The sequence below is a fragment of the Pseudomonas sp. Z5-35 genome (genome assembly GCF_051131945.1).
Classification (GTDB): Bacteria; Pseudomonadota; Gammaproteobacteria; order Pseudomonadales; family Pseudomonadaceae; genus Aquipseudomonas; species Aquipseudomonas marvdashtae.
In genome coordinates this window covers 1267844-1286985 of sequence record NZ_CP071640.1, presented here as the reverse complement: position 1 = coordinate 1286985, position 19142 = coordinate 1267844, and the positions used below count along the sequence as shown (strand labels likewise).

At 60.5% G+C, this 19142-nt stretch carries 15 protein-coding genes and 1 pseudogene; 7 read left to right on the top strand and 9 right to left on the bottom strand.

The genetic code is table 11. From position 1 onward, the window contains the following. Positions 1 to 546 precede the first annotated feature (546 nt). Together J3P95_RS06045 and J3P95_RS06040 are read left to right on the top strand one after the other, a co-directional pair. A pseudogene (locus J3P95_RS06045) lies at positions 547 to 633 on the top strand (hypothetical protein); the annotation flags it as partial. Positions 634 to 690: 57 nt separating this feature from the next. After that, the gene (locus J3P95_RS06040) at positions 691 to 1359 is read left to right on the top strand and encodes an ATP-binding protein (protein ID WP_434626645.1); all 669 of its coding nucleotides are present in this window, start codon (positions 691 to 693) and stop codon (positions 1357 to 1359) included. A 162-nt stretch (positions 1360 to 1521) separates the two neighbouring features. Here the strand turns inward: J3P95_RS06040 and J3P95_RS06035 are convergent, their stop codons facing one another. Then, positions 1522 to 2943, bottom strand: a complete 1422-nt coding sequence (locus tag J3P95_RS06035) for an amino acid permease (RefSeq protein ID WP_434578297.1) — start codon at positions 2941 to 2943, stop codon at positions 1522 to 1524. 565 nt (positions 2944 to 3508) lie between these two features. Here J3P95_RS06035 and J3P95_RS06030 point away from each other — a divergent pair. Together J3P95_RS06030 and J3P95_RS06025 are read left to right on the top strand one after the other, a co-directional pair. After that, on the top strand, positions 3509 to 3970 hold the full coding sequence (locus tag J3P95_RS06030) for an REP-associated tyrosine transposase (protein ID WP_434578299.1): 462 nt from the start codon (positions 3509 to 3511) through the stop codon (positions 3968 to 3970). A 230-nt stretch (positions 3971 to 4200) separates the two neighbouring features. After that, complete coding sequence (locus J3P95_RS06025; RefSeq protein WP_434578301.1) at positions 4201 to 7308, top strand: transglycosylase domain-containing protein; 3108 nt, start codon at positions 4201 to 4203, stop codon at positions 7306 to 7308. 24 nt (positions 7309 to 7332) lie between these two features. On the opposite strand, the gene J3P95_RS06020 is transcribed toward J3P95_RS06025, so the two are convergent. From J3P95_RS06020 to J3P95_RS05985, 8 genes are all read right to left on the bottom strand, one after another. Further along, a complete protein-coding gene (locus tag J3P95_RS06020) occupies positions 7333 to 7830 on the bottom strand; it encodes a CS1 type fimbrial major subunit (protein ID WP_434561479.1) in 498 nt (165 codons plus the stop codon). Positions 7831 to 7907: 77 nt separating this feature from the next. Continuing rightward, the gene (locus J3P95_RS06015; RefSeq protein WP_434563726.1) at positions 7908 to 8399 is read right to left on the bottom strand and encodes a CS1 type fimbrial major subunit; all 492 of its coding nucleotides are present in this window, start codon (positions 8397 to 8399) and stop codon (positions 7908 to 7910) included. Positions 8400 to 8485: 86 nt separating this feature from the next. After that, complete coding sequence (locus tag J3P95_RS06010) at positions 8486 to 8968, bottom strand: CS1 type fimbrial major subunit (RefSeq protein ID WP_434561477.1); 483 nt, start codon at positions 8966 to 8968, stop codon at positions 8486 to 8488. A 44-nt stretch (positions 8969 to 9012) separates the two neighbouring features. Next, positions 9013 to 9756: a molecular chaperone gene (locus tag J3P95_RS06005; RefSeq protein WP_434561475.1), complete on the bottom strand. Its 744-nt coding sequence runs from the start codon at positions 9754 to 9756 to the stop codon at positions 9013 to 9015. A gap of 59 nt (positions 9757 to 9815) precedes the next feature. Continuing rightward, positions 9816 to 11063, bottom strand: a complete 1248-nt coding sequence (locus J3P95_RS06000) for a hypothetical protein (RefSeq protein WP_434578304.1) — start codon at positions 11061 to 11063, stop codon at positions 9816 to 9818. A gap of 44 nt (positions 11064 to 11107) precedes the next feature. Beyond that, on the bottom strand, positions 11108 to 12364 hold the full coding sequence (locus J3P95_RS05995; RefSeq protein ID WP_434561471.1) for a hypothetical protein: 1257 nt from the start codon (positions 12362 to 12364) through the stop codon (positions 11108 to 11110). 155 nt (positions 12365 to 12519) lie between these two features. Next, the gene (locus tag J3P95_RS05990) at positions 12520 to 15054 is read right to left on the bottom strand and encodes a CS1-pili formation C-terminal domain-containing protein (RefSeq protein ID WP_434578306.1); all 2535 of its coding nucleotides are present in this window, start codon (positions 15052 to 15054) and stop codon (positions 12520 to 12522) included. A 126-nt stretch (positions 15055 to 15180) separates the two neighbouring features. Next, complete coding sequence (locus tag J3P95_RS05985) at positions 15181 to 15666, bottom strand: CS1 type fimbrial major subunit (RefSeq protein ID WP_434561467.1); 486 nt, start codon at positions 15664 to 15666, stop codon at positions 15181 to 15183. Between the two features lie 514 nt (positions 15667 to 16180). On the opposite strand from J3P95_RS05985, the gene J3P95_RS05980 reads away from it, so the two are divergent. The 3 genes from J3P95_RS05980 to purT all read left to right on the top strand — a co-directional run bounded on the left by J3P95_RS05980 (position 16181) and on the right by purT (position 18932). Further along, entirely contained in the window at positions 16181 to 16972 is a 792-nt protein-coding gene (locus tag J3P95_RS05980; RefSeq protein WP_434578308.1) for a siderophore-interacting protein, read from the top strand. 221 nt (positions 16973 to 17193) lie between these two features. Beyond that, positions 17194 to 17661 carry a preQ0 transporter gene (locus J3P95_RS05975; RefSeq protein WP_434578310.1) on the top strand — a complete coding sequence of 156 codons (468 nt, stop codon included), beginning with the start codon at positions 17194 to 17196 and terminating at the stop codon, positions 17659 to 17661. An 89-nt stretch (positions 17662 to 17750) separates the two neighbouring features. Continuing rightward, positions 17751 to 18932, top strand: a complete 1182-nt coding sequence (purT, locus tag J3P95_RS05970) for a formate-dependent phosphoribosylglycinamide formyltransferase (RefSeq protein WP_434561461.1) — start codon at positions 17751 to 17753, stop codon at positions 18930 to 18932. Positions 18933 to 19142: the final 210 nt, after the last annotated feature.

Below are 19142 nucleotides of genomic sequence, written 5' to 3'. Positions count from 1 at the left end.
GCCATCCATGAAGACTTCCGCAAGATCCTGACCCCGGAAGAGGAAAACGACAGCGACCTGCAGGACATGGAAAGCGCCCTGTTCGGTGAAGCCCCGAAACCCGTCGCCACGGTGTTCGAGCTCGACTCGGCCTACGGCGGCCAGGAGGGCTTGGCCAAATTGCAGCAAGCGTTGGCCAAGGAGCTTCCTTATGCCCTGGCGTTTGTCGACATGCGCATGCCCGAAGGTTGGGACGGCGCCAAGACCATCGAAGAGCTCTGGAAAGTCGACCCACAGTTGCAAGTGGTGGTCTGCACCGCGTATTCGGATTATTCCTGGGATGAACTGCTCGATCGCCTGAATGGCCACGACCGCCTGCTGATCCTGAAAAAGCCCTTCGACAATATCGAAGTCCAGCAGATGGCCAACACCCTGACCACCAAATGGGAAATGACCTCCCGCGCCCGGTTGAAAATGAACAAGCTCGAAGACCTGGTGGAGCAACGCACCCTGGCGTTCAAGCAGGCCAGCGAGCTGCTGCAAATGGAAATCGACGAACGCAAGATGCTCGAAAGCCAATTGGTGCAATCGGAGAAACTGGCCTCGCTGGGCCAGCTGGCCGCTGGTGTCGCCCATGAAATCAACAACCCGATCGGTTTCATTTCCTCCAATCTCGGCGCCCTCGGCGGGTACTTCAGCAAGCTCGAAGAAATGCTCCAGGCCTACGGCAGTGCCGAACAAGCCATCACCTCGCCGGAGTTGCTGACGGAACTCAAGCGCCTGCGCGAACAGGTGGAACTCGACTTCCTGGTGGAGGACATTCCGGTGCTGATCAAGGAGTCCAAGGACGGCATCGCCCGCGTCGGGCAAATCGTCAAGGACCTCAAGGACTTCTCCCGCGTCGACTCCAGCCAGGAATGGCAGATGGCGAACTTGCAGCAGGGCATGGATTCGACGTTGAACATCGTCGCCAACGAGATCAAGTACAAGGCCGACGTGGTCAAGCAATACAGCCCGTTGCCGGAAGTCGAATGCCTGCCGTCTCAGATCAACCAAGTGATCATGAACCTGATCGTCAACGCCGCCCAAGCCATCGGCCCGGAACGCGGCACCATCACCCTGCGCAACGGCGTCGAAGGCGACACCGTCTGGATCGAAATCGCCGACAACGGCTCGGGCATCCCACCGGAAACCCTGAAGAAAATCTTCGACCCGTTCTTCACCACCAAACCCATCGGTAAAGGCACGGGGCTGGGGTTATCGCTGTCCTACGGCATCGTGAAGAAACACAACGGCGAAATTACCGTGAGCAGCGAGGTCGGCGTGGGGACGACGTTCCGGGTGGAACTGCCGGTGCGGCAGATGAAATTGGCCGGATAAATACGAACCGGCTCTTGTGGCAAGGGAGCTTGCTCCCGCTGGGCTGCGCAGCAGCCCCAATGGCAGCTGCCGCGGACGTTCAGCGACATTGCTCGATACCCTCACTTAACAAAAAGCCCCAGTCATTTCCGACCGGGGCTCTTGTTCTACAGCACTCTCACGTTACGAAGCCGAACGCACCGAACCGGCTAGATCACCGGTCGGTTGCAACTTGAAGGTATAAAACAACACCGTCAGCAACACCAGGAACGCCGGGCCCACATACAACGCCACGCGCGTATCCGGGAAGTACGCCATCAGCCCCACCACCAATAGCAGGAACGCCAGTGCCAGATAAGAGCTGACCGGGTAAAGCCACATCCGGTACTTCAACGCCGCACGCTCGGACGCGCTCAGGCCTCTGCGGAATTTCAGCTGGGCCAGCAGGATCATCACCCAAGTCCAGATCGCGCCGAAGGTGGCAATGGAAGTGACCCAGACGAAGACTTTCTCCGGTACCAGGTAATTGAGCAGCACGCCCAGCAGCAGCGCGGCGATCGATAACAGCAACGCACGGCGCGGCACGCCGTTGCTCGAGGTCTTGGCGAAACCGGCCGGAGCCTGGCCGTTCTGCGCCAGGCTGTAGAGCATGCGGCCGGTGCTGAAGATCCCGCCGTTGCAGGACGACAGCGCGGCGGTGATCACCACGAAGTTGATGATGCCGGCGGCGGTCTTGATACCAAGGCGCTCGAAGGTCATCACGAAGGGGCTGCCTTGGGTGCCGATTTCGTTCCACGGATAGATCGACAGGATCACGAACAACGCGCCGACGTAGAACAGCAGGATCCGCCAGAACACCGAGCCGATGGCGTTGGGGATGGTTTTCTGCGGGTTGCGCGCTTCCCCGGCGGTCAGGCCGATCATCTCCACGCCCAGGTAGGCGAACATCACCATTTGCAGGGACATCAACACGCCGGAAACGCCGTTGGGCATGAAGCCGCCGTGGGTCCACAGGTTGGAAACGCCCAGGGCCACGCCATCGTTGCCGAACCCGAAGGCGATGATGCCGACGCCGCCGATGACCATGGCGATGATCGTGACGATCTTGATCAGGGCAAACCAGAACTCGAATTCACCGAAGGCCTTGACCGCGATCAGGTTGATCGAGCCCATGCTGACCAGTGCCGCCAACGCCCAGATCCAGCGCGGAACGTCGGGGAACCAGACGCCCATGTACACCGCTACCGCGGTGATCTCCGCCACACAGGTCACCAGCCACAGGAACCAGTAGTTCCAGCCCGTGAGGAAGCCTGCCAGCGGGCCGAGGTAATCCTGGGCATAACGACTGAACGAACCGGCCACCGGGTTATGCACGGCCATCTCGCCAAGGGCGCGCATGATCACCAGGATCGCCAGGCCGCCAATGATGTAAGACAGCATGATCGCCGGACCCGCCATCTCGATGGCCTTGGCCGAACCGAGGAACAACCCGACACCGATGCAAGCGCCAAGCGCCATCAAGCGGATATGTCGCTCGCCGAGTTCACGTTTGAGCGGACCACCCTGAGCGGTCTCGCCATGGGGCAGATGATTGCCGACAGGCATAGGAGTACAACCTCGTCTTGTTATTGGATGAGCCACCGAGTCTCCAAAAGCCGCAAACGGGTGAGCTTGCAGCCTTTGCCGAAACCGGGCCTGCCTTGTGGGCAGACCGTCCTGTAGGAAAAATCCTCAAGATCAGCGGGCCGTGCAGTATAAAAAGCCAGGGATAGAGAGTTTCACTGTAAAACCAGAGAAGTTCAGGGATAAGCCTCAGCCGGAACGGCATTTTCAAGAGGGATTGACTGAATTACCGGCCATTCAGAAAACGGCGCAGAGTATTGCACAGCGATGGTGCAGCGTCATGTCTTGGCAGACGGCGACGGCTCTAGCACAAGGATTTCAGGATGCCACCGCCCCCGTGGCGAGGGAGCTTGCTCCCGCTGGGGGGCGAAGCCGCCCTCGCTTTTCAGCTTTCAAAAGCTGACGACTGCTGCGCAGCCGAGCGGGAGCAAGCTCCCTCGCCACGGGGACTACGGCGATTTCAGAAAAGTCGTTCATGTATCAGGGCGTCAGGTCGTCGTGGGCGAAGCTACCGTCAAGGAGTACCCCAACTACAGGAAGCCACGGAATGCATCCCCTACGTCCAAACTCTCATAGGCTGCGTCATGGACGCTCATCAGAAGCGGGGCGAGGTTACCTCGTCACCACAGTCGTTCACCAACGCACACCGATCTTCAAGGACTGGCAGCTGGGCCGTTTGCTGGTTGCAGAAATGCGTCTGGTCCATGAGCGAAGTCAGGTCAATTCGCTCGCCTGGGTTGTGATGCCAGATCATCTGCACTGGTTGCTGCAATTGGAACAAGCTCAACTGCCCAACGTGATGCAGACGGTCAAGTCCCGAAGCACCCTTGCAATCAATCGAGCCATGGGCAAGAAGGGCGCCTTCTGGCAAAACGGATTCCATGATAGGGCCATCCGCGACAATCAGGATCTGTTGCCTTGCGCCCGCTACATTATCGCCAACCCTCTTCGCGCGGGCCTGGTGGAGCGCATTGGCGACTATCCGCTCTGGGACGCCATTTGGCTCTGACCGCTCTTGTGGCGAGGGAGCTTGCTCCCGCTGGGGGGCGAAGCCGCCCTCGCTTTTCACCTTTCAAAAGCTGACGACTGCTGCGCAGCCGAGCGGGAGCAAGCTCCCTCGCCACAACGGCCTCGTCACTCAACGACTTACGTGCCAACCACAATTTCCCCTCCCCCACGCCAACCACCGTCTAAGCTTCAAGCAAGTCCGATCAATCTGCGTGAATGGATCAGTCGACTATGGGCGCTTTGTGGCAAACCGATTCGAACAAACCTGTGGTCCCGACTGAACGTATGGAAGAAGCGCCTTTACCTCAAAAAAATCGCCGCGCACGGCATGGCTGGCGGGCGTTCTGGTTGTTGTTGCTGATTATCGTGGTGGTGGTCGGCATCGCTGCGGCCAAGGAGATGCGCACGTCCCGGTTCCAGGCGCAGGAACTCAGCCAATATGCCGCGTCGCTGACCTATTCGGTACAACCGGGCCCCAGCGATGCCATCGTCTACCCGGGCGCCGGTCCGTTCGACCAGCGGTTGGGCTACAGCGCCCTGGGGGAATTCCTGCCGCGCCTGCTCAAGCGCGATTATGTGATCGAGGCCCAGGCGCGTTTTTCACCGGCCTTGATGGACTACGTCGACAAAGGCCTGTTCGTGCCCTACGCGGAAAAGATCCAGGCGGGGCTGACCATCACCGACTGCCGCGCCGCGCCGGTGTATCAGTTCAAGTATCCACAGCAGTTGTATGCAAGCTTTGACGCGATTCCGCCAGTGGTGGTGCAAAGCCTGTTGTTCATCGAAAACCGCTTCCTGCTCGACCCCAAGCAGCCACTCGCCAACCCGGCGGTGGACTGGCCGCGCTTCGGCATGGCGGCGTGGTCGCAGGTGGCCAAGCTGCTGAGCCTGCCGGGGCAATCGGCCGGCGGCAGTACGTTGGCGACGCAGTTGGAAAAGTACCGGCACTCGCCCGAAGGCCTGACCGTGTCGGGAGCGGAAAAAATCCGCCAGATGATTTCCGCCAGCGTCCGCGCTTACCAGGCCGGTCCGCAAACCCTCGAGGCACGGCAGCGGGTCATCCGCGACTACCTCAACAGCGTACCGCTCTCCGCCGTGCCGGGGCACGGTGAAGTCCACGGTATGGCGGAAGGTTTGCGGGTCTGGTATGGCGCGGACTTCAAGCGGGCCAACGAGCGGCTGTTCAGCACCGCCACCGACCCCAAGAGCCTGGCGGAAAAAGGCCTGGCCCTGCGGGAAATGCTGTCATTGATGATCGCCCAGCGGCGCCCGTCCCATTACCTGTCCAAGGGCCACGATGAACTGGCGCGCCTGACCGACAGCCATATCCGCCTACTGGCACAGAACGGCGTGATCGACGCCGCGCTGTCCGAAGCGGCCCTGGCGAGCAGGGTCAGCTACCGCGACTGGGTCCAAGACCCGACCGTCCAGCCCAACGAAACCAACAAAGGCATCAGCGCCGCCCGCAGTCGCCTCGCCGCGCTGCTCAACCGACCGCTGTATGACCTCGATCGCCTCGACCTCTCCGCCACCAGCACCCTGCAAAGCGACTTGCAGGCCCAGGCCACCGACTACCTCAAGCGCTTGGCCGACCCGGCCTTCGCCGCCGAGATCGGCCTGATGGGAGAACGCCTGCTGACCCCCACCAGCACCACCCAGGTGCGCTACAGCTTCACCCTGCTGGAACTGACCCCCGATGGCTCGCGCGTGCGGGTGCAGACCGACAGCACCGACCAGCCTTTCGACATCAACGAAGGCAGCAAACTGGAGCTGGGCTCCACCGCCAAGTTGCGCGTGCTCACCACTTACTTGCAGATCATCGCCGAACTGCATGAGCGTTATGCCCAGCAAACCCCGGCGGCGCTGAAGAAAACCGAGATCGCCGAGCAGGACCGCCTGTCCCGCTGGGCCGTTGACTATCTGATCCAGAACACCGACCGCAGCCTGCCCAAGATGCTCGAAGCGGCACTGGACCGCACTTATTCAGCCAGCCCCGGCGAGTCGTTCTTTACCGGTGGCGGGCTGCACACCTTCCACAACTTTCGCAAGGAAGACGACGGCCGCATACCCACGCTGCGTGACTCTTTGCGAGAATCCATCAACCTGCCCTTCATCCGCCTAATGCGCGACCTGGTGCGCTACGCCACCTACGCCGGCCCCAACAACAGTTCCGAATTGCTCAAGGACGACAAGGACCCGCGCCGCCAGGAATACCTGGCCCAGTTCGCCGACCGCGAAGGCACGTCGTTCCTGCTCAGGTTCTGGAAGAAATACCAGAAAAAGGACACCGCACAGCGCCTGGAAACCTTCCTCGACGGCATGCGCCCTACCGCAATCCGCCTCGCCGCCGTGCACCGTTATTTCTTTCCCAACGACAGCCAGGAAAGCTTCAACCGCTTCGTGCGCGCGCATCTGAAGTCGGCCAAGAGCGCCGAAAAACTCACCGACGAACGCCTGGAACGGCTTTATCAAAGTTACGGCCCCGGCGCCTATGACCTGCCTGACCAAGGCTTCATCGCCAAGGTCCACCCGTTGGACTTGTGGTTGATGGGTTACCTGCTGAACAACCCCGACGCCAAGTTCAGCCAGATCGTCAAGGCCAGCCAGTTCGAGCGTCAGGAAGTCTACAGTTGGCTGTTCAAGAGCCGGCACAAGAGCGCCCGCGACAGCCGTATCCGCACCATGCTAGAGATCGAAGCTTTCCTGGATATCCACCAGCGCTGGCAGCAAGTCGGCTATCCGTTCGACCACCTGGTGCCATCGCTGGCCACCGCCATCGGCAGCTCCGGTGATCGCCCCGCCGCGCTCGCGGAGCTGGTGGGTACGATCCTCAACGACGGCGTCCGCCGGCCGGCGCTGCGCGTCGACAGCTTGCAGTTCGCCGTCGGTACGCCTTATGAAACGCGATTGGTCAGTAACCCGGACAACGGCAAGCGCGTGATGCCAGTGGAAGTGGCCCGGGCCTTGCGCGGTGCGCTGTCCCAGGTGGTGGATGCCGGCACCGCGAAACGGGTGGCAGGCAGTTTCAAGTTGGCCGACGATACGCCACTGGCCATGGGTGGCAAGACCGGCACCGGTGACAACCGTATCGAAGCGGTCGGTTCCGGTGGGCGGGTGATCAGTTCCAAATCGATCAACCGCACCGCCACGTTCGTGTTCTACATCGGCGACAGCCATTTCGGCACGCTGACGGCATTCGTCCCCGGCGCGTCGGCCCAGAACTTCAAGTTCACCTCGGCCTTGCCGGTGCAAGTGCTCAAGGGCATGGCGCCGTTTCTGTCGGCCTATTTGCAGCCGGGCAGTCAAACCCAGTGCAAGCCGTTGGTGGCCGGCCCATGAGCGACCGCACCGCCGTGCGGTGAGCTAAATCGCTACCCGAGGCACCGCGTCGAAGATCACGGTAAAGCTGCCGATATACACCCCTGGATCGCGATCGGCAGGCATGCCATCGGCAAAGATGACCATTTCAGCCTGGGTGCCTGGTGTGGACGAGGCATCATCCACCACTTCCAGGGGCGTACCTCGCAGACGTACATCATTGAACGTGACACCCAGCTCAATCGCAGTCCTCCCGTTGCTCAACCAAGGCCGGTGGCCTTCCAGAATGTAGGCATGGACCGAGCCGTCGGTGTTTTTCACATCATACGTATGACGTATGCGGCTCATCCACTGGGTCACTTCGTTGTAGAGCATGACCTCGTTCTTACCGAACTCGGGGTCACGAGGCTGCACGTGGAATTGCTTGTTGGGAATATTCGCGGTGATGTGAATCGAGGTGCGTGCATCATCAGCTGCCAATACCGGCGAAGAGCCCAGGACGGCGGCCGCCAGTACGACCAGGGAGACCATTTGCTTGAACATGGTTGATACCTTTTTACAGAACCAAATGCAGACCGTCCCGCGACAAGGGCACTAGCCGCCGCCGGATCAGGCTGTCGTTAGAGAGTTACACGAGGCACCGCATCGAAGATGACAGTGAAGTTCCCGGTATACAGTCCAGGCAGGCGATGGATGCCCCAATTAACCGGGTTGATGACCATCTCCGCCTGGGTACCTGGCGTGGATGTGGCGTCATCTACGACTTCTTGAGGCTCATAGGACAACTGTACGTCGTTGAACCAAACACGCACAGGAATGATCACGCTGCCATTAGACAGGTCAGGGCGCCCCTCAAGGTAGGCATGAACCGAGCCGTCGGTATTCTTCACATCAAAGGTATGGCGTATGGAGCTCAACTCGTAGCTCACAGGGTTGTAATGCATGTACTCATCTTTTCCGAAATCCGGATTACGCGGCTGCACATGGAACTGCTTGTTGGGAATATTCGCGGTGATGTGGATGGACGAGCGTGCATCATCGGCAGCGAAGGCCGCCGGGCAAGCCAGGGCGACAGCGCCCAGCACCGTACTGGATATGATTTTTTTAAACATGGGTGTAGCTCCTTTTTCATTGTGGTTCATCAATAGCCCCTCCTTGGACGAGCAAGCCGGATTGCTCCGACAAAACATCCAGCCTCTTATGGCGCAACGGCATCGAACACCATGTGAACGGTGCCGTAGTAATCACCGGGCCTGTAGTTATCGCCGGGCTTGATGGCGGCGATTTCCAAGGGCACTTGCCGCCCCGGCCGGGCCTCGGTGGCCGACACGACCAGGGTCGAATCGAGGCTCAATTCAACGTTGTTGAAGCTCACCCGCAAATCAATGCGATCACGGCCGTTGGACAAGTAGGCCTCTTCGCCCAGGCGCGCGCCGATGGCGCCGGTGGTGTTCTTCACCTCGTAGGTCGCCCGCAACGGGCTGAGGTCGTTCGTGATGGAGCTGAACGGCAAGCGTTGCTCGCGCTGGACCAACTGCGGATCGAGCGGCAGCACATAGAAATCAACCGTCGGGATGGTCACATAGAGCTCGAACGTTTCCCGCTCCACGGCCGCCCAGGCCGCAGGCCAGGGCAACATCAGCGTGGTCAGTGCGAGGGGGCTTGCAAGTGTCTTGAGCATGGTCATTACCTGTGGCGTCAGCGACGGTTCGGCGACAGCAATCGTCAACCCTTGATTTCGACGGACTTCGTCTCGCCGCCTTCGATCAGCGTGAAGCGGTACTCACGCCCCGACTCCTTTTCAAAGAAAAACGTGCGACCTGCCATGACGTGGTGCTTGGTGGTGGGTCGGCAGTCGTTTTCCTTCTGCGCGTCACAGTCCTTGAATTCGTCGATGACCACGACGCTGTTGCCGTTGTTGCGCATCAGGTATCGGCTGGCGTTGTCATCGATCACCGTCTCGAAACGGGTGTTCTTGGGTCGCACGAAAAACACCGTGCCGTAGCCCGCCAGGACCTTGACCCCCGCCGCGACCCGGTCCTTCTTGTATTGCTCGCGTTCTTCCTGGCTGATGGCAAATTCGTCCTCCGCCTCGGGCACCACGGGCACGAAACGGACCCGGAAGTAACGCTCCTTGTCGCGGTTGCCCATGAACACCAGCCGCGTGCCCTGCATGCCGTTGGCCGGTACGATCAGGCGCGCCGGACTGGCCATCAGGCCGTCCTTGGCCTGGGCGCTGACCTGGTTCTGCAGCGGCACCTCCTGGTAAGTGCCGTCCTCGTTGTAGATGATTTCCAGGATGTTGACCTTGACGAACGCCGTCGACGTTCCGCCATTGAACACCCGCTTCATGTAGGTGCTCTTGTCACCGTCCAGGTAGTCGTAGACCACCCCGACCCCAATCTGCGGCCCGGCCTGGGCCACACTGCTGAACAGAAAAAAACCAATCCATGCCACTAACCGTTTCATCGTTTCTTCAACCTCATGCACTAAAGCAACTCACTGGACACTGCTGGTCGCAGGCCCATTCAAACTTCCGAATCCCAGATCACCGTGACGTTGCCGGTGTAGGTCCTGGCGCCACCGACCAGCATGTCGTCGACGTCACCCTGGGCGATTTCGAATGACAGGCTGGCCGCTCGACGATCGATATAAACGCTCGGCTGGAACAGCTCGGTGCCGCTGCCGTCACGCAGCACCCGGCGACGGTTGACCGGCTGCCCGTTGGCGTCGGTCAGGCCGGCGGGCAGCGTCACGCTGACATCCACCGGAACGGCATGAACGGAGCCGACCTCCGCGACAGCGCAGGTATTACCGTTGGGGTACTGGCACTCCAGCGACATCTTGAAGCGCGAGGACGTGGAAATATGGAACCGCTGATCCCGAAACAACCGCGTCGGCTTGCGCCCGCTGTTCAACCACCCTTGCCAGCCCTCCTGGGGCACCAGCTCTACCTGGTTGCCACCGGGGGGCACGTCGATCTTGAGGGCGTGATCGACCTGAAGATCGAAATTGAGCGTGAGCACCGAGTCATCCGCGACCATGACATCGCCCATGTCCAGGTCCAGCCCTGGCCCGATGGTGTAGGTCAGCGACCCGGTGTAATGCCCGGCCGACATTTTCAGCGGGTTGGGCGTGCGCAGTTCGTAGGCAAAATCCATTGAGTAATAACTCATCTGGGGAATCGGGTAATGAGCCGTCTTGGCACACACGCCTTCTGTCGGGGTCTTCCAGAAAAAGTCGTAAGTCACTCTGGAATAAAACCCCAGGCCGCTGTATTGGCAGGGTGATGGGGCCTCGTCCCAGGCCGCACCGCCCCACAACATCCGGTGTGCGAGAGCGAGGTTCGGCTCGCCACCGACCAAGGTGTCGACGCCGTCGGGAAGGCGCTGTTGCGCGCCAATACCCGACCAGCGCACCTCGACGGTTTCCGTCTCCCCCGTGCCCGAATGAGTCACCAGCACCGGGCGCCAGCTGGCGGGCACCTTGAACATCGCACCCTGCCGAGCATCTGCATGATTGGCCTGGATAGGCCGGCTCAAGTTGACCGTGATAGGCAACGAGATACTGAACATGCCCGAAGCCCTGCATTGCTCCGGATAACGCTGGCAGTAGCCGCTGACCGGGGTGGTGTTGACGAATGTGCTTTGCTGAGGCTTCGACGGGTCGGGCCTGAACACTGCGCTGATGTCCCGGGTTAGCGCACTGGCCATGGGGGCGCCGGCAGCCAGAAACGTTGAAACCACACAGCCTGCTAGTACTGGTGATCCTTTCATGGGTACGACCTCATTCAAATCCGTTGAATAGACCAAGCTTTTTCTTAGACTTCCGAATCCCATATCACCGTGACACTCCCGCTATAGGCCTTGGCGCCGCTGTCCAGCATCTGCTCGACACTGTTGCGGCCGATTTCGAAGTGCAGGGTTCCCGGCCCGCGATCGATATACTGGCCCGGTTGGAACAGTTCGGTGCCGCTGCCATCGCGCAGCAGCCGACGGCGGTTGACCGGCTGGCCGGAACCGTCGGTCAAGCCGTTGGGCAGGCTCACGCTGATGTCGACCGGCACGGTATGGCCAGAACCGGTTTCAGAAACCGCGCAGGTATTGCCACTGATTTGTTGGCATTCGAGTGCCATCTTGAAACGCGACGAGGCTGAGATATGGAAGCGCTGGTCACGGAATAACCGTGATGGTTTCCGGCCGCTGTTCAGCCAGGATTGCCAACCCTCCTGGGGAACCAGCTCGACCCGGTTGCCGCCGGGGGGGACTTCGACTTTGAGGGTGTGTTCGACAGTCAACTTGAAATCAAGGGTGAGTATCGCATCGGAAGGAATCATGACATCGCCCATGTCGAGATCCTGGCCCGGTCCAACGCTATAGGTCAGCGATCCCGTGTAGAGACCGCTCGACATTTTCAGGGGGTTTGGGGTGCGCAACTCGTAGGCAAATTCCAGATATTGGTAGGTAAAGCTCGGGATCAAAAAGCTCGCCTTTTTGGAGCACGCTGCTTCGACCCGGGTTTTCCAGAAAAAACGGTATGAAGTCGCGTTAAAGCCCCCACGACCGGTATATCCGCAAGGTGAGCCGGGATTCACCCAGCTATTACCATACCCACCCCATAACCGGTTATGTGCCAGCGAAAGGCTAATGTCCGGATTACCAATGAGGTTCAGCACGCTCGTTGGTAGTTGATACCTCGAGCCGATTCCTGAAAAACGCACTTCAACGGTTTCGGTTTCACCCGTCACCGCATGAGTCACGTGTGCGGTACGCCAATTGGCGGGCACCTTGAACGTTGCGCCTTGCCGATAGTCGGTATGATTCGCCTGGATAGGGCGGCTCGAATTGAAGGTGATAGGCAACTGAATGCTGAAGATCTTCGTCGCTGCGCAATCCGCCGGGAAGTCGGTGCAGTAACCAGAAATAGGCGTGGTATTGGTAAATTGATTCAGGTTTGGCTTCGAAGCATCGGGCCTGAATATGGCGGTGATATCCCGGCTCACGGCATTGGCCGCAGGCACGCACGCAAACAACAACACCGAGACGACGCTGCGTACTGCAACCGATAAGGGTTTCATTTATACAACCTCATACAATCAAGACAAATCGCCGCAAAATAAGTAGGTGGGCCATTCACTTGTGGGAGCAAGACTTGCCCGCGATGCAGGCGCCCCCTCTCTTCAGGTGAACCTGCGTTATCGTTAAATCGCGAGCAAGCTTTGCTCCCACGGCCTCACGAGCGTTGTTTCGCACTGCCAGCCTCGGCCACCGTCGTGTCGGCCAGGGTATCCGGGGTGCAGCGCAGATCGCCGATCATCAACACGTCCCCTTCGCGGCTCGCGCTGTCGGGATCGAGACGGAAACGGCAGAACAATTCATTGCCGTAGCGCACTTCCAGGGTCGGGTTGCCGGCATTCATTTCCATCGAGAAGAACCCGTCCACTTCGCTGATCCCGCGACTGGCGTGGTTGATCACGTGATGGCCCTTGAGCGGCTGCCCCTGTTCGTCGAGCAGGCGACCCAATACAGTCACGGTGCGCATCACAGCGATCCTGCGGTAGTCCACGCCGCCCTTGTTCAAGTGATAACGGGTGCGGGAAGGCTCGATGTTCGCCGCCGGCGGATGCAGACCCTCGAAATCGAAGGTCACCATGCTGTTTTTGTAAGCGGTGATCGGCACGAAGTTACGGCCCGGACGCAGCACAGTGCTGCCGCCGGTCAAGTCGTCGGCGCGCAAGGCGATTTCGTCCAGGTCGGTTTCCACATCGACGATCATTCCCGCGCCGCGCCCTTGGGGCACGCCGGTGAACGCGGCTTTCGTGCCGCCCACGGCCACCGTGCTGCTCAGGTTCAAGCCGCCGGTGAGGTTGTCGTTATAGGACGAACGCTGGAGGAAACCGTCGCCGTAAAGCGAATCGGTCTGGAAACTGGCGAGGCCGGACAGGCCCACGCCATAGGTGTCGGCCAGCACCGTGCCGGAGACGCTTTGCAGGACGTGATCTTCCAGATTGCGGCGATACGACAGCGACGCGTTGTTGTCCCGCTCGCCATCGCGCGAGGTGCGGGTACCGACGCTGCCCGACCAGTACTCACCCGGCCCACCCAAGGCCACGCTGAGACTCAGGTCCAGGCCACGGTTGCGCTTGTCGGCGGTGCTGGAAGTGCCCGGGCGGTCAAACACCGACAGCCGCCAGTTGGCATCGCTGCCGCGCAGCTTGGCGCGCTGGGTCCAGCCCAGGTCCAGGCCGGTGCCCTGGACATTGCCTTCGCTGTAGGCGAGCCGGCCGTTGAGGGAGGTCTTGTTGCTCAGGCGATGGTTGACCGACAGCGATGAGTTGCTGGTATGGCCGACGAACACATTGCGCTGGCGGATACGGGTGCCGTCCGGCAGGGTTTCATAGGTGTTGCGGGTGTCCAGCCAGCTGCGATTGTGGCTGGCCACGATGCTGCCCTGGCCGTAGCTGTACAGGCCTTGCAGGTCCATGCCGTTGCCGTACCGCTCGGTCTGGTAGACGTTGGCATACAGGCTGGTGTTGCTGGCAAGCGTCCAGTCCACCGAGGTGCCGACTTGCAGTTTGTCCTGCACTTGGCGCGTGGAAGCCCCCAGGATCACCCGAGGATGCAACAGGTAGTTGAGGCCGATCCCCGCGGTGTTGAAACCCGAGGGTTGGTCTTCCCAATTGCTCCAGAGCCGGGTTTCCCGTCCGGCGAACAGGTTGTAGCGCCAGCGGTCTTCGGTGCTGTTCCAATTGTTGGGCTTATAGACCAGCTCTTGGCTGGTGGCGGTGGTTTGCCCGTCCTCGACCAACCGTACTTCTACTTCATAAATGCCGCCGGGCAAGGGCCGGGTGTCCAGGCTTTGCAAGCCGGCGCTGACCGCCTGGGTATTGATCAACAGGCCATTGCGATAGATTTCCACCGCAGCCTGGCGACTGGCGGTGACATAAATGGGGTAGACGCTGGGCTTGGGATTGTCGATGACCAGGCTGTCGGAACTGCCGTACATCACCCCCAGCGCGGTGTCCGGGTTAGCGCCAAACGCGCGGATCTGCCGGTTCAAGCCATCGGAGCTGGGCGTGAAATAACCCAGGCGGAAAAAATTTCCTTCCATCTCTCGTTGGGTGTAGAGCTCATGGACGGCGTGATAGACCTTGTCGTCCGGCCCACCCAGGCGTGAGAGCTGGAGATCGAGCGACTGGCTCCAGTTGCCGAGGCTGGAACCGGCATTGAGACCATAGCGACCGCCCGTATCCTGCTCCTGGCCGCCATTGATGTTGAGTTGGTTATTGAGGATCAGGCCGAAGCTGCCGCCTTCCGGTTGATCGTAATAACGCTTGGTTTCGGTGCCGCGCTCCACATCGCGGGTGAGGATCGACACCAACGAATTTTCAAGACTGTAATGCACAGCGAGCAGGCCTGACGAACAATTGGCTTCGCAGGCACCCAGTGCTACGCCTTGTTTGAGAAGGTGTTCCCATTGATCGCGCTCGACCGCCTTCAGGGTACTTTCCTGAGTGTCGGTAAATTCGAGCAGGGTAATACGATCATCCCGCGTCAAGACCACCATGGCTTCACCGAGATACTGTTGATTGAGTTCAACACGAACCGCCAGTGGTACGTCGAAGAAGTGCGCTTCAAACTCTGCCGGCAAACCCTTGGCCAGTGACAACAGACTGGTGGGCGTCGTACCGGGGGCAGTCGGCGCGGCCAATGCATTCGCGCACAGCAACAGCGCGAGCGCACCCGCGATGGGTGTCATTGGATACATCAACGGATTCTCATAATCAGCGAGCTATCGGGTTGTTCCAGGTGCGGGCCGACCGGCTGGGGAGAACCGGCCGACCTGCGATAACGCCCGTGGTGACGGGATGAACTCACCGGGCGTTAAATGGCATCACGGACGCGGCACGGCATCGAAGATCACGGTCATGTCAGCGGTGTACAGGCCGTTCTGGGTGTCCAGAGGACGAGCCGGGGTGATGGTCATGTCAGCCTGGGTACCCGGTGTCGACGTTGCGTCGTCCACCACTTCCTGAGGCGTGGCGGTCAAGGTGACGCCATTGAACGCGGTGGTCAGGGCGATGGCATCACGACCATTGAACAGCGAAGCCGGGCCACCTTCGATGTAGGCATTGACCGAACCGTCGGTATTCTTCACATCAAAGGTCTGGCGCAGCGAAGTCAGGGTGCCGGTCACCGTGTTGTAGCTCATGACTTCATCCTTACCGAAGTCCGGGTTGCGAGGCTGCACATGGAACTGCTGGGTCGGAATGTTCGCGGTGATGTGGATGGAGGAGCGCGCGTCATCGGCAGCGAACGCCAGCGAAGAACTCAAGGTAACGGCAGTCAGGGAAGCGGCGGTTACGAGTGGTTTGAGCATGTCTAACACCTGTTCATAGCAAATAAAGAGAGAGAGGTTGGGTTCCAGGCCACCAGCAACTTGGCGTGTCACCTCAACGCCGGAGCATGATCGTCTCCCTTTAATTAAAAATAAGCAGGCCGTTTCCTATAGACGCGTAGTAAAAGCGGTACTCGAAAAGAAGAAAAAGTTGCGATTTTATTTAATTGATGTTTTTGGATGTAAGAAACTCCCTACGTATAGCTTTAGATCCACCTAAAAACAGACCTTGATATTCTTCCGGTCAACTTTTTGGCAAAGCGCTTATTCCATTTAACTAGAGGGCCAAGATTACATGCCCGCCACGGCACAGGACGCGGCTGAAATGAAAGAAAACGCTACAGCCTGACCGCTGCCATACGTCTATTCATAGAAGCGCGACCGTCGTGCGGGATGAGGCAAGGCAGCCTATTGACGCGAGCAGACGTAGACTGCTGTCTGTATCGCCAAAGCCACCCTCGACGGCCCGACCGTCCACCTGTTTTGGAGTCATGCAATGACCGAAGTCGATCCGAACACCATTCACCGTGTCAGCCACGAGATCAAGCGGCGCCGCCTGCAAGTGCTGCGGGTGGCCGACCTGACCCCGCGCATGCGCCGCATCACCGTCGGCGGGCCGGAGCTGGCCGGGTTCGTCAGCCTGGGCACGGACGATCATGTGAAGCTGCTGTTCCCGCAGAACGCCGAGGAACAGGCTGCCCTGGAAAACTTCAGCCCCAGCCCCAGCACCGACAAGGCCCAGGGGCCGATGCCCCCGATGCGCGACTACACCCCGCGTCGCTATGACCTGGACACCCTGGAGCTGGACATCGATTTCGTGCTCCACGGCGACGGCCCGGCCGCGACCTGGGCGGCCCAAGCGGCGCCAGGGCAATACCTCAACATCGCCGGGCCCCGGGGCTCGATGATCGTGCCGGACATCTTCGACAGCTATTTACTGATCGGCGACGAAACCGCCCTGCCCGCCATCGCCCGCCGCCTCGAAGGCCTGGCGCCCAATCGGCGGGCCCTGGTGGTGGTGGAAGTGGAAAACGGCGCCGAGCAGCAGGTGCTCCAGAGCCCGGCGCAGGTGCATGTGATCTGGGTGTTGCGCGAGGGTCGCCAGGACAACCTGCTCCGTACCGTGCAACAGCTGGAAATGCCCGGCGGCAAGCTGTACGCCTGGGTCGCGACCGAGAGCAAGGTGTCCCGGCAGATTCGCAAGGTTTTGCTGGAGGAGAAAGGGTTGGGCCAGGATTTTGTGAAGACAGTGGGGTATTGGAAGGCCGAGGGCAGCGAGGAAGATTGAGGGACTGCTTGCTGCTGAAGTAACCTTCTGACACTAATGACCCTTGTGGCGAGGGAGCTTGCTCCCGCTGGGCTGCGCAGCAGCCCCCCCAAAGCAGCCACCTCGACCTATCTGATCCACCGAGTTGCCAGGTTTTGGGTCTGCTTCGCAGCCCAGCGGGAGCAAGCTCCCTCGCCACGGTCGTTTCGCCCTGCATCCCAACCCACCAGGTACCCCGCCCCATGCTTTTCCTGATCGCGTACATCGGCAGCGTCGTGCTGATCAACTTCGCATTCTCGGCCGCGCCGCACCTGGACATCATCTGGTCGGCCTGGGGCGGGCTGGTGTTTATCCTGCGGGACATGGTGCAGACCCGCTTCGGCCATGGCGCCATCGTGGCGATGCTGGCGGCGCTGGTGTTGTCCTACGTCACCTCGGACCCGACCATCGCCTTGGCGAGCGCCACGGCGTTCGCGGTATCCGAATGCATCGACTGGCTGGTGTTCACGGTCACCAAGCGCCCGCTTCATGACCGGTTGTGGATCAGTTCGGCCCTGAGCATCCCCATCGACACGTTCATTTTCTTTGGAATGATCGACGCCTTGACCCCAGCCGTGGTGATCACCGCCCTGTTCTCGAAATTCGCCGGGGTTACGGCCGTCTGGCTGATCATGGCCTGGCGTCTGCGCAAACAGCCCGTCGCCGGCTGACGCGGTTCATGTAAAATGCCGCGCTTTCTCCCATGGGAAGCTCGCCCGGCGCGCCCCCCGATGATCCGCTCCTGTTTGAGGACCTTCAGATGACCCGTATCGGAACCCCATTGTCGCCCACCGCGACCCGCGTTTTGTTGTGTGGCAGCGGTGAGCTGGGCAAGGAAGTGGTAATCGAACTGCAGCGCCTGGGCGTTGAAGTGATTGCCGTGGATCGCTACGCCAACGCACCGGCCATGCAAGTGGCCCACCGCAGCCATGTGATCAATATGCTCGACGGCGCCGCCCTGCGCGCGGTGATCGAAGCCGAGAAACCGCACTACATCGTGCCGGAAATCGAAGCCATCGCCACCGCCACCCTGGTGGAACTGGAGGCCGAAGGCTTCACCGTGATCCCTACGGCTCGCGCCGCGCAGTTGACCATGAACCGCGAAGGCATCCGCCGCCTGGCCGCCGAAGAACTGGGTCTGCCGACCTCGCCATACTTCTTCGCCGACACCATCGAAGACTACCGCAAGGCCGTCGAGACCCTGGGCTTCCCGTGCGTAGTGAAGCCGGTGATGAGCTCATCGGGCAAGGGCCAAAGCCTGCTGCGCGGCACCGATGACGTGCAGAAAGCCTGGGATTACGCCCAGGAAGGCGGCCGTGCCGGCAAGGGCCGGGTGATCATCGAAGGGTTCATCGACTTCGACTACGAAATCACCCTGCTCACCGTGCGTCACGTCGGCGGCACGACCTTCTGCGCACCGGTCGGCCACCGGCAGGAAAAAGGCGACTATCAGGAATCCTGGCAGCCACAAGCCATGAGCCCAGCGGCCTTGGCCGAATCCGAGCGCGTCGCCAAAGCCGTGACCGAGGCCTTGGGCGGTCGTGGACTGTTTGGCGTCGAACTGTTCATCAAGGGTGACCAGGTGTGGTTCAGCGAAGTCTCGCCGCGCCCACACGACACCGGCCTGGTGACGCTGATTTCCCAGGACCTGTCGCAATTCGCCTTGCACGCCCGGGCCATTCTCGGCCTGCCGATCCCACTGATCCGCCAGTTCGGCCCATCGGCCTCGGCGGTGATTTTGGTGGAAGGCCAGTCGACCCAGACCGCCTTCGCCAACCTCGGCGCCGCCCTGGGCGAGCCGGACACCGCCCTGCGCCTGTTCGGCAAACCGGAAGTCAACGGCCAGCGCCGCTTGGGCGTGGCCCTGGCGCGCGATGAGTCGATCGAAGCCGCCCGCGCCAAGGCGACCCGAGCTTCCCAAGCGGTCAAGATCGAGCTCTAAGACCTCGTACACAAAACCCCGTGGCGAGGGAGCTTGCTCCCGCTGGGTTGCGAAGCAGCCCCCTTGCTTTGTCAGCCATCACACCGCAGGGGATGCTGACGCATCCAGCGGGAGCAAGCTCCCTCGCCACAAAAGCAGAAGCTAAAAGGCCTGCGTTCACAAAGACTCCGCGCGGCACAAAAAAAGGCGACACCCGCAAGGGTGTCGCCT

What these genes read in the sequence shown, in the direction of transcription:
- J3P95_RS06035 (WP_434578297.1), bottom strand. Translation starts at nt 2,943, where the DNA reads ATGCCTGTCGGCAATCATCTGCCCCATGGCGAGACCGCTCAGGGTGGT.
- J3P95_RS06000 (WP_434578304.1), bottom strand. Translation starts at nt 11,063, where the DNA reads ATGAAAGGATCACCAGTACTAGCAGGCTGTGTGGTTTCAACGTTTCTG.
- J3P95_RS05975 (WP_434578310.1), top strand. Translation starts at nt 17,194, where the DNA reads ATGCTTTTCCTGATCGCGTACATCGGCAGCGTCGTGCTGATCAACTTC.
- J3P95_RS06040 (WP_434626645.1), top strand. Translation starts at nt 691, where the DNA reads ATGCTCCAGGCCTACGGCAGTGCCGAACAAGCCATCACCTCGCCGGAG.
- J3P95_RS06020 (WP_434561479.1), bottom strand. Translation starts at nt 7,830, where the DNA reads ATGTTCAAGCAAATGGTCTCCCTGGTCGTACTGGCGGCCGCCGTCCTG.
- J3P95_RS05980 (WP_434578308.1), top strand. Translation starts at nt 16,181, where the DNA reads ATGACCGAAGTCGATCCGAACACCATTCACCGTGTCAGCCACGAGATC.
- J3P95_RS05995 (WP_434561471.1), bottom strand. Translation starts at nt 12,364, where the DNA reads ATGAAACCCTTATCGGTTGCAGTACGCAGCGTCGTCTCGGTGTTGTTG.
- J3P95_RS05985 (WP_434561467.1), bottom strand. Translation starts at nt 15,666, where the DNA reads ATGCTCAAACCACTCGTAACCGCCGCTTCCCTGACTGCCGTTACCTTG.
- purT (WP_434561461.1), top strand. Translation starts at nt 17,751, where the DNA reads ATGACCCGTATCGGAACCCCATTGTCGCCCACCGCGACCCGCGTTTTG.
- J3P95_RS05990 (WP_434578306.1), bottom strand. Translation starts at nt 15,054, where the DNA reads ATGTATCCAATGACACCCATCGCGGGTGCGCTCGCGCTGTTGCTGTGC.
- J3P95_RS06025 (WP_434578301.1), top strand. Translation starts at nt 4,201, where the DNA reads ATGGGCGCTTTGTGGCAAACCGATTCGAACAAACCTGTGGTCCCGACT.
- J3P95_RS06030 (WP_434578299.1), top strand. Translation starts at nt 3,509, where the DNA reads ATGCATCCCCTACGTCCAAACTCTCATAGGCTGCGTCATGGACGCTCA.
- J3P95_RS06010 (WP_434561477.1), bottom strand. Translation starts at nt 8,968, where the DNA reads ATGCTCAAGACACTTGCAAGCCCCCTCGCACTGACCACGCTGATGTTG.
- J3P95_RS06005 (WP_434561475.1), bottom strand. Translation starts at nt 9,756, where the DNA reads ATGAAACGGTTAGTGGCATGGATTGGTTTTTTTCTGTTCAGCAGTGTG.
- J3P95_RS06015 (WP_434563726.1), bottom strand. Translation starts at nt 8,399, where the DNA reads ATGTTTAAAAAAATCATATCCAGTACGGTGCTGGGCGCTGTCGCCCTG.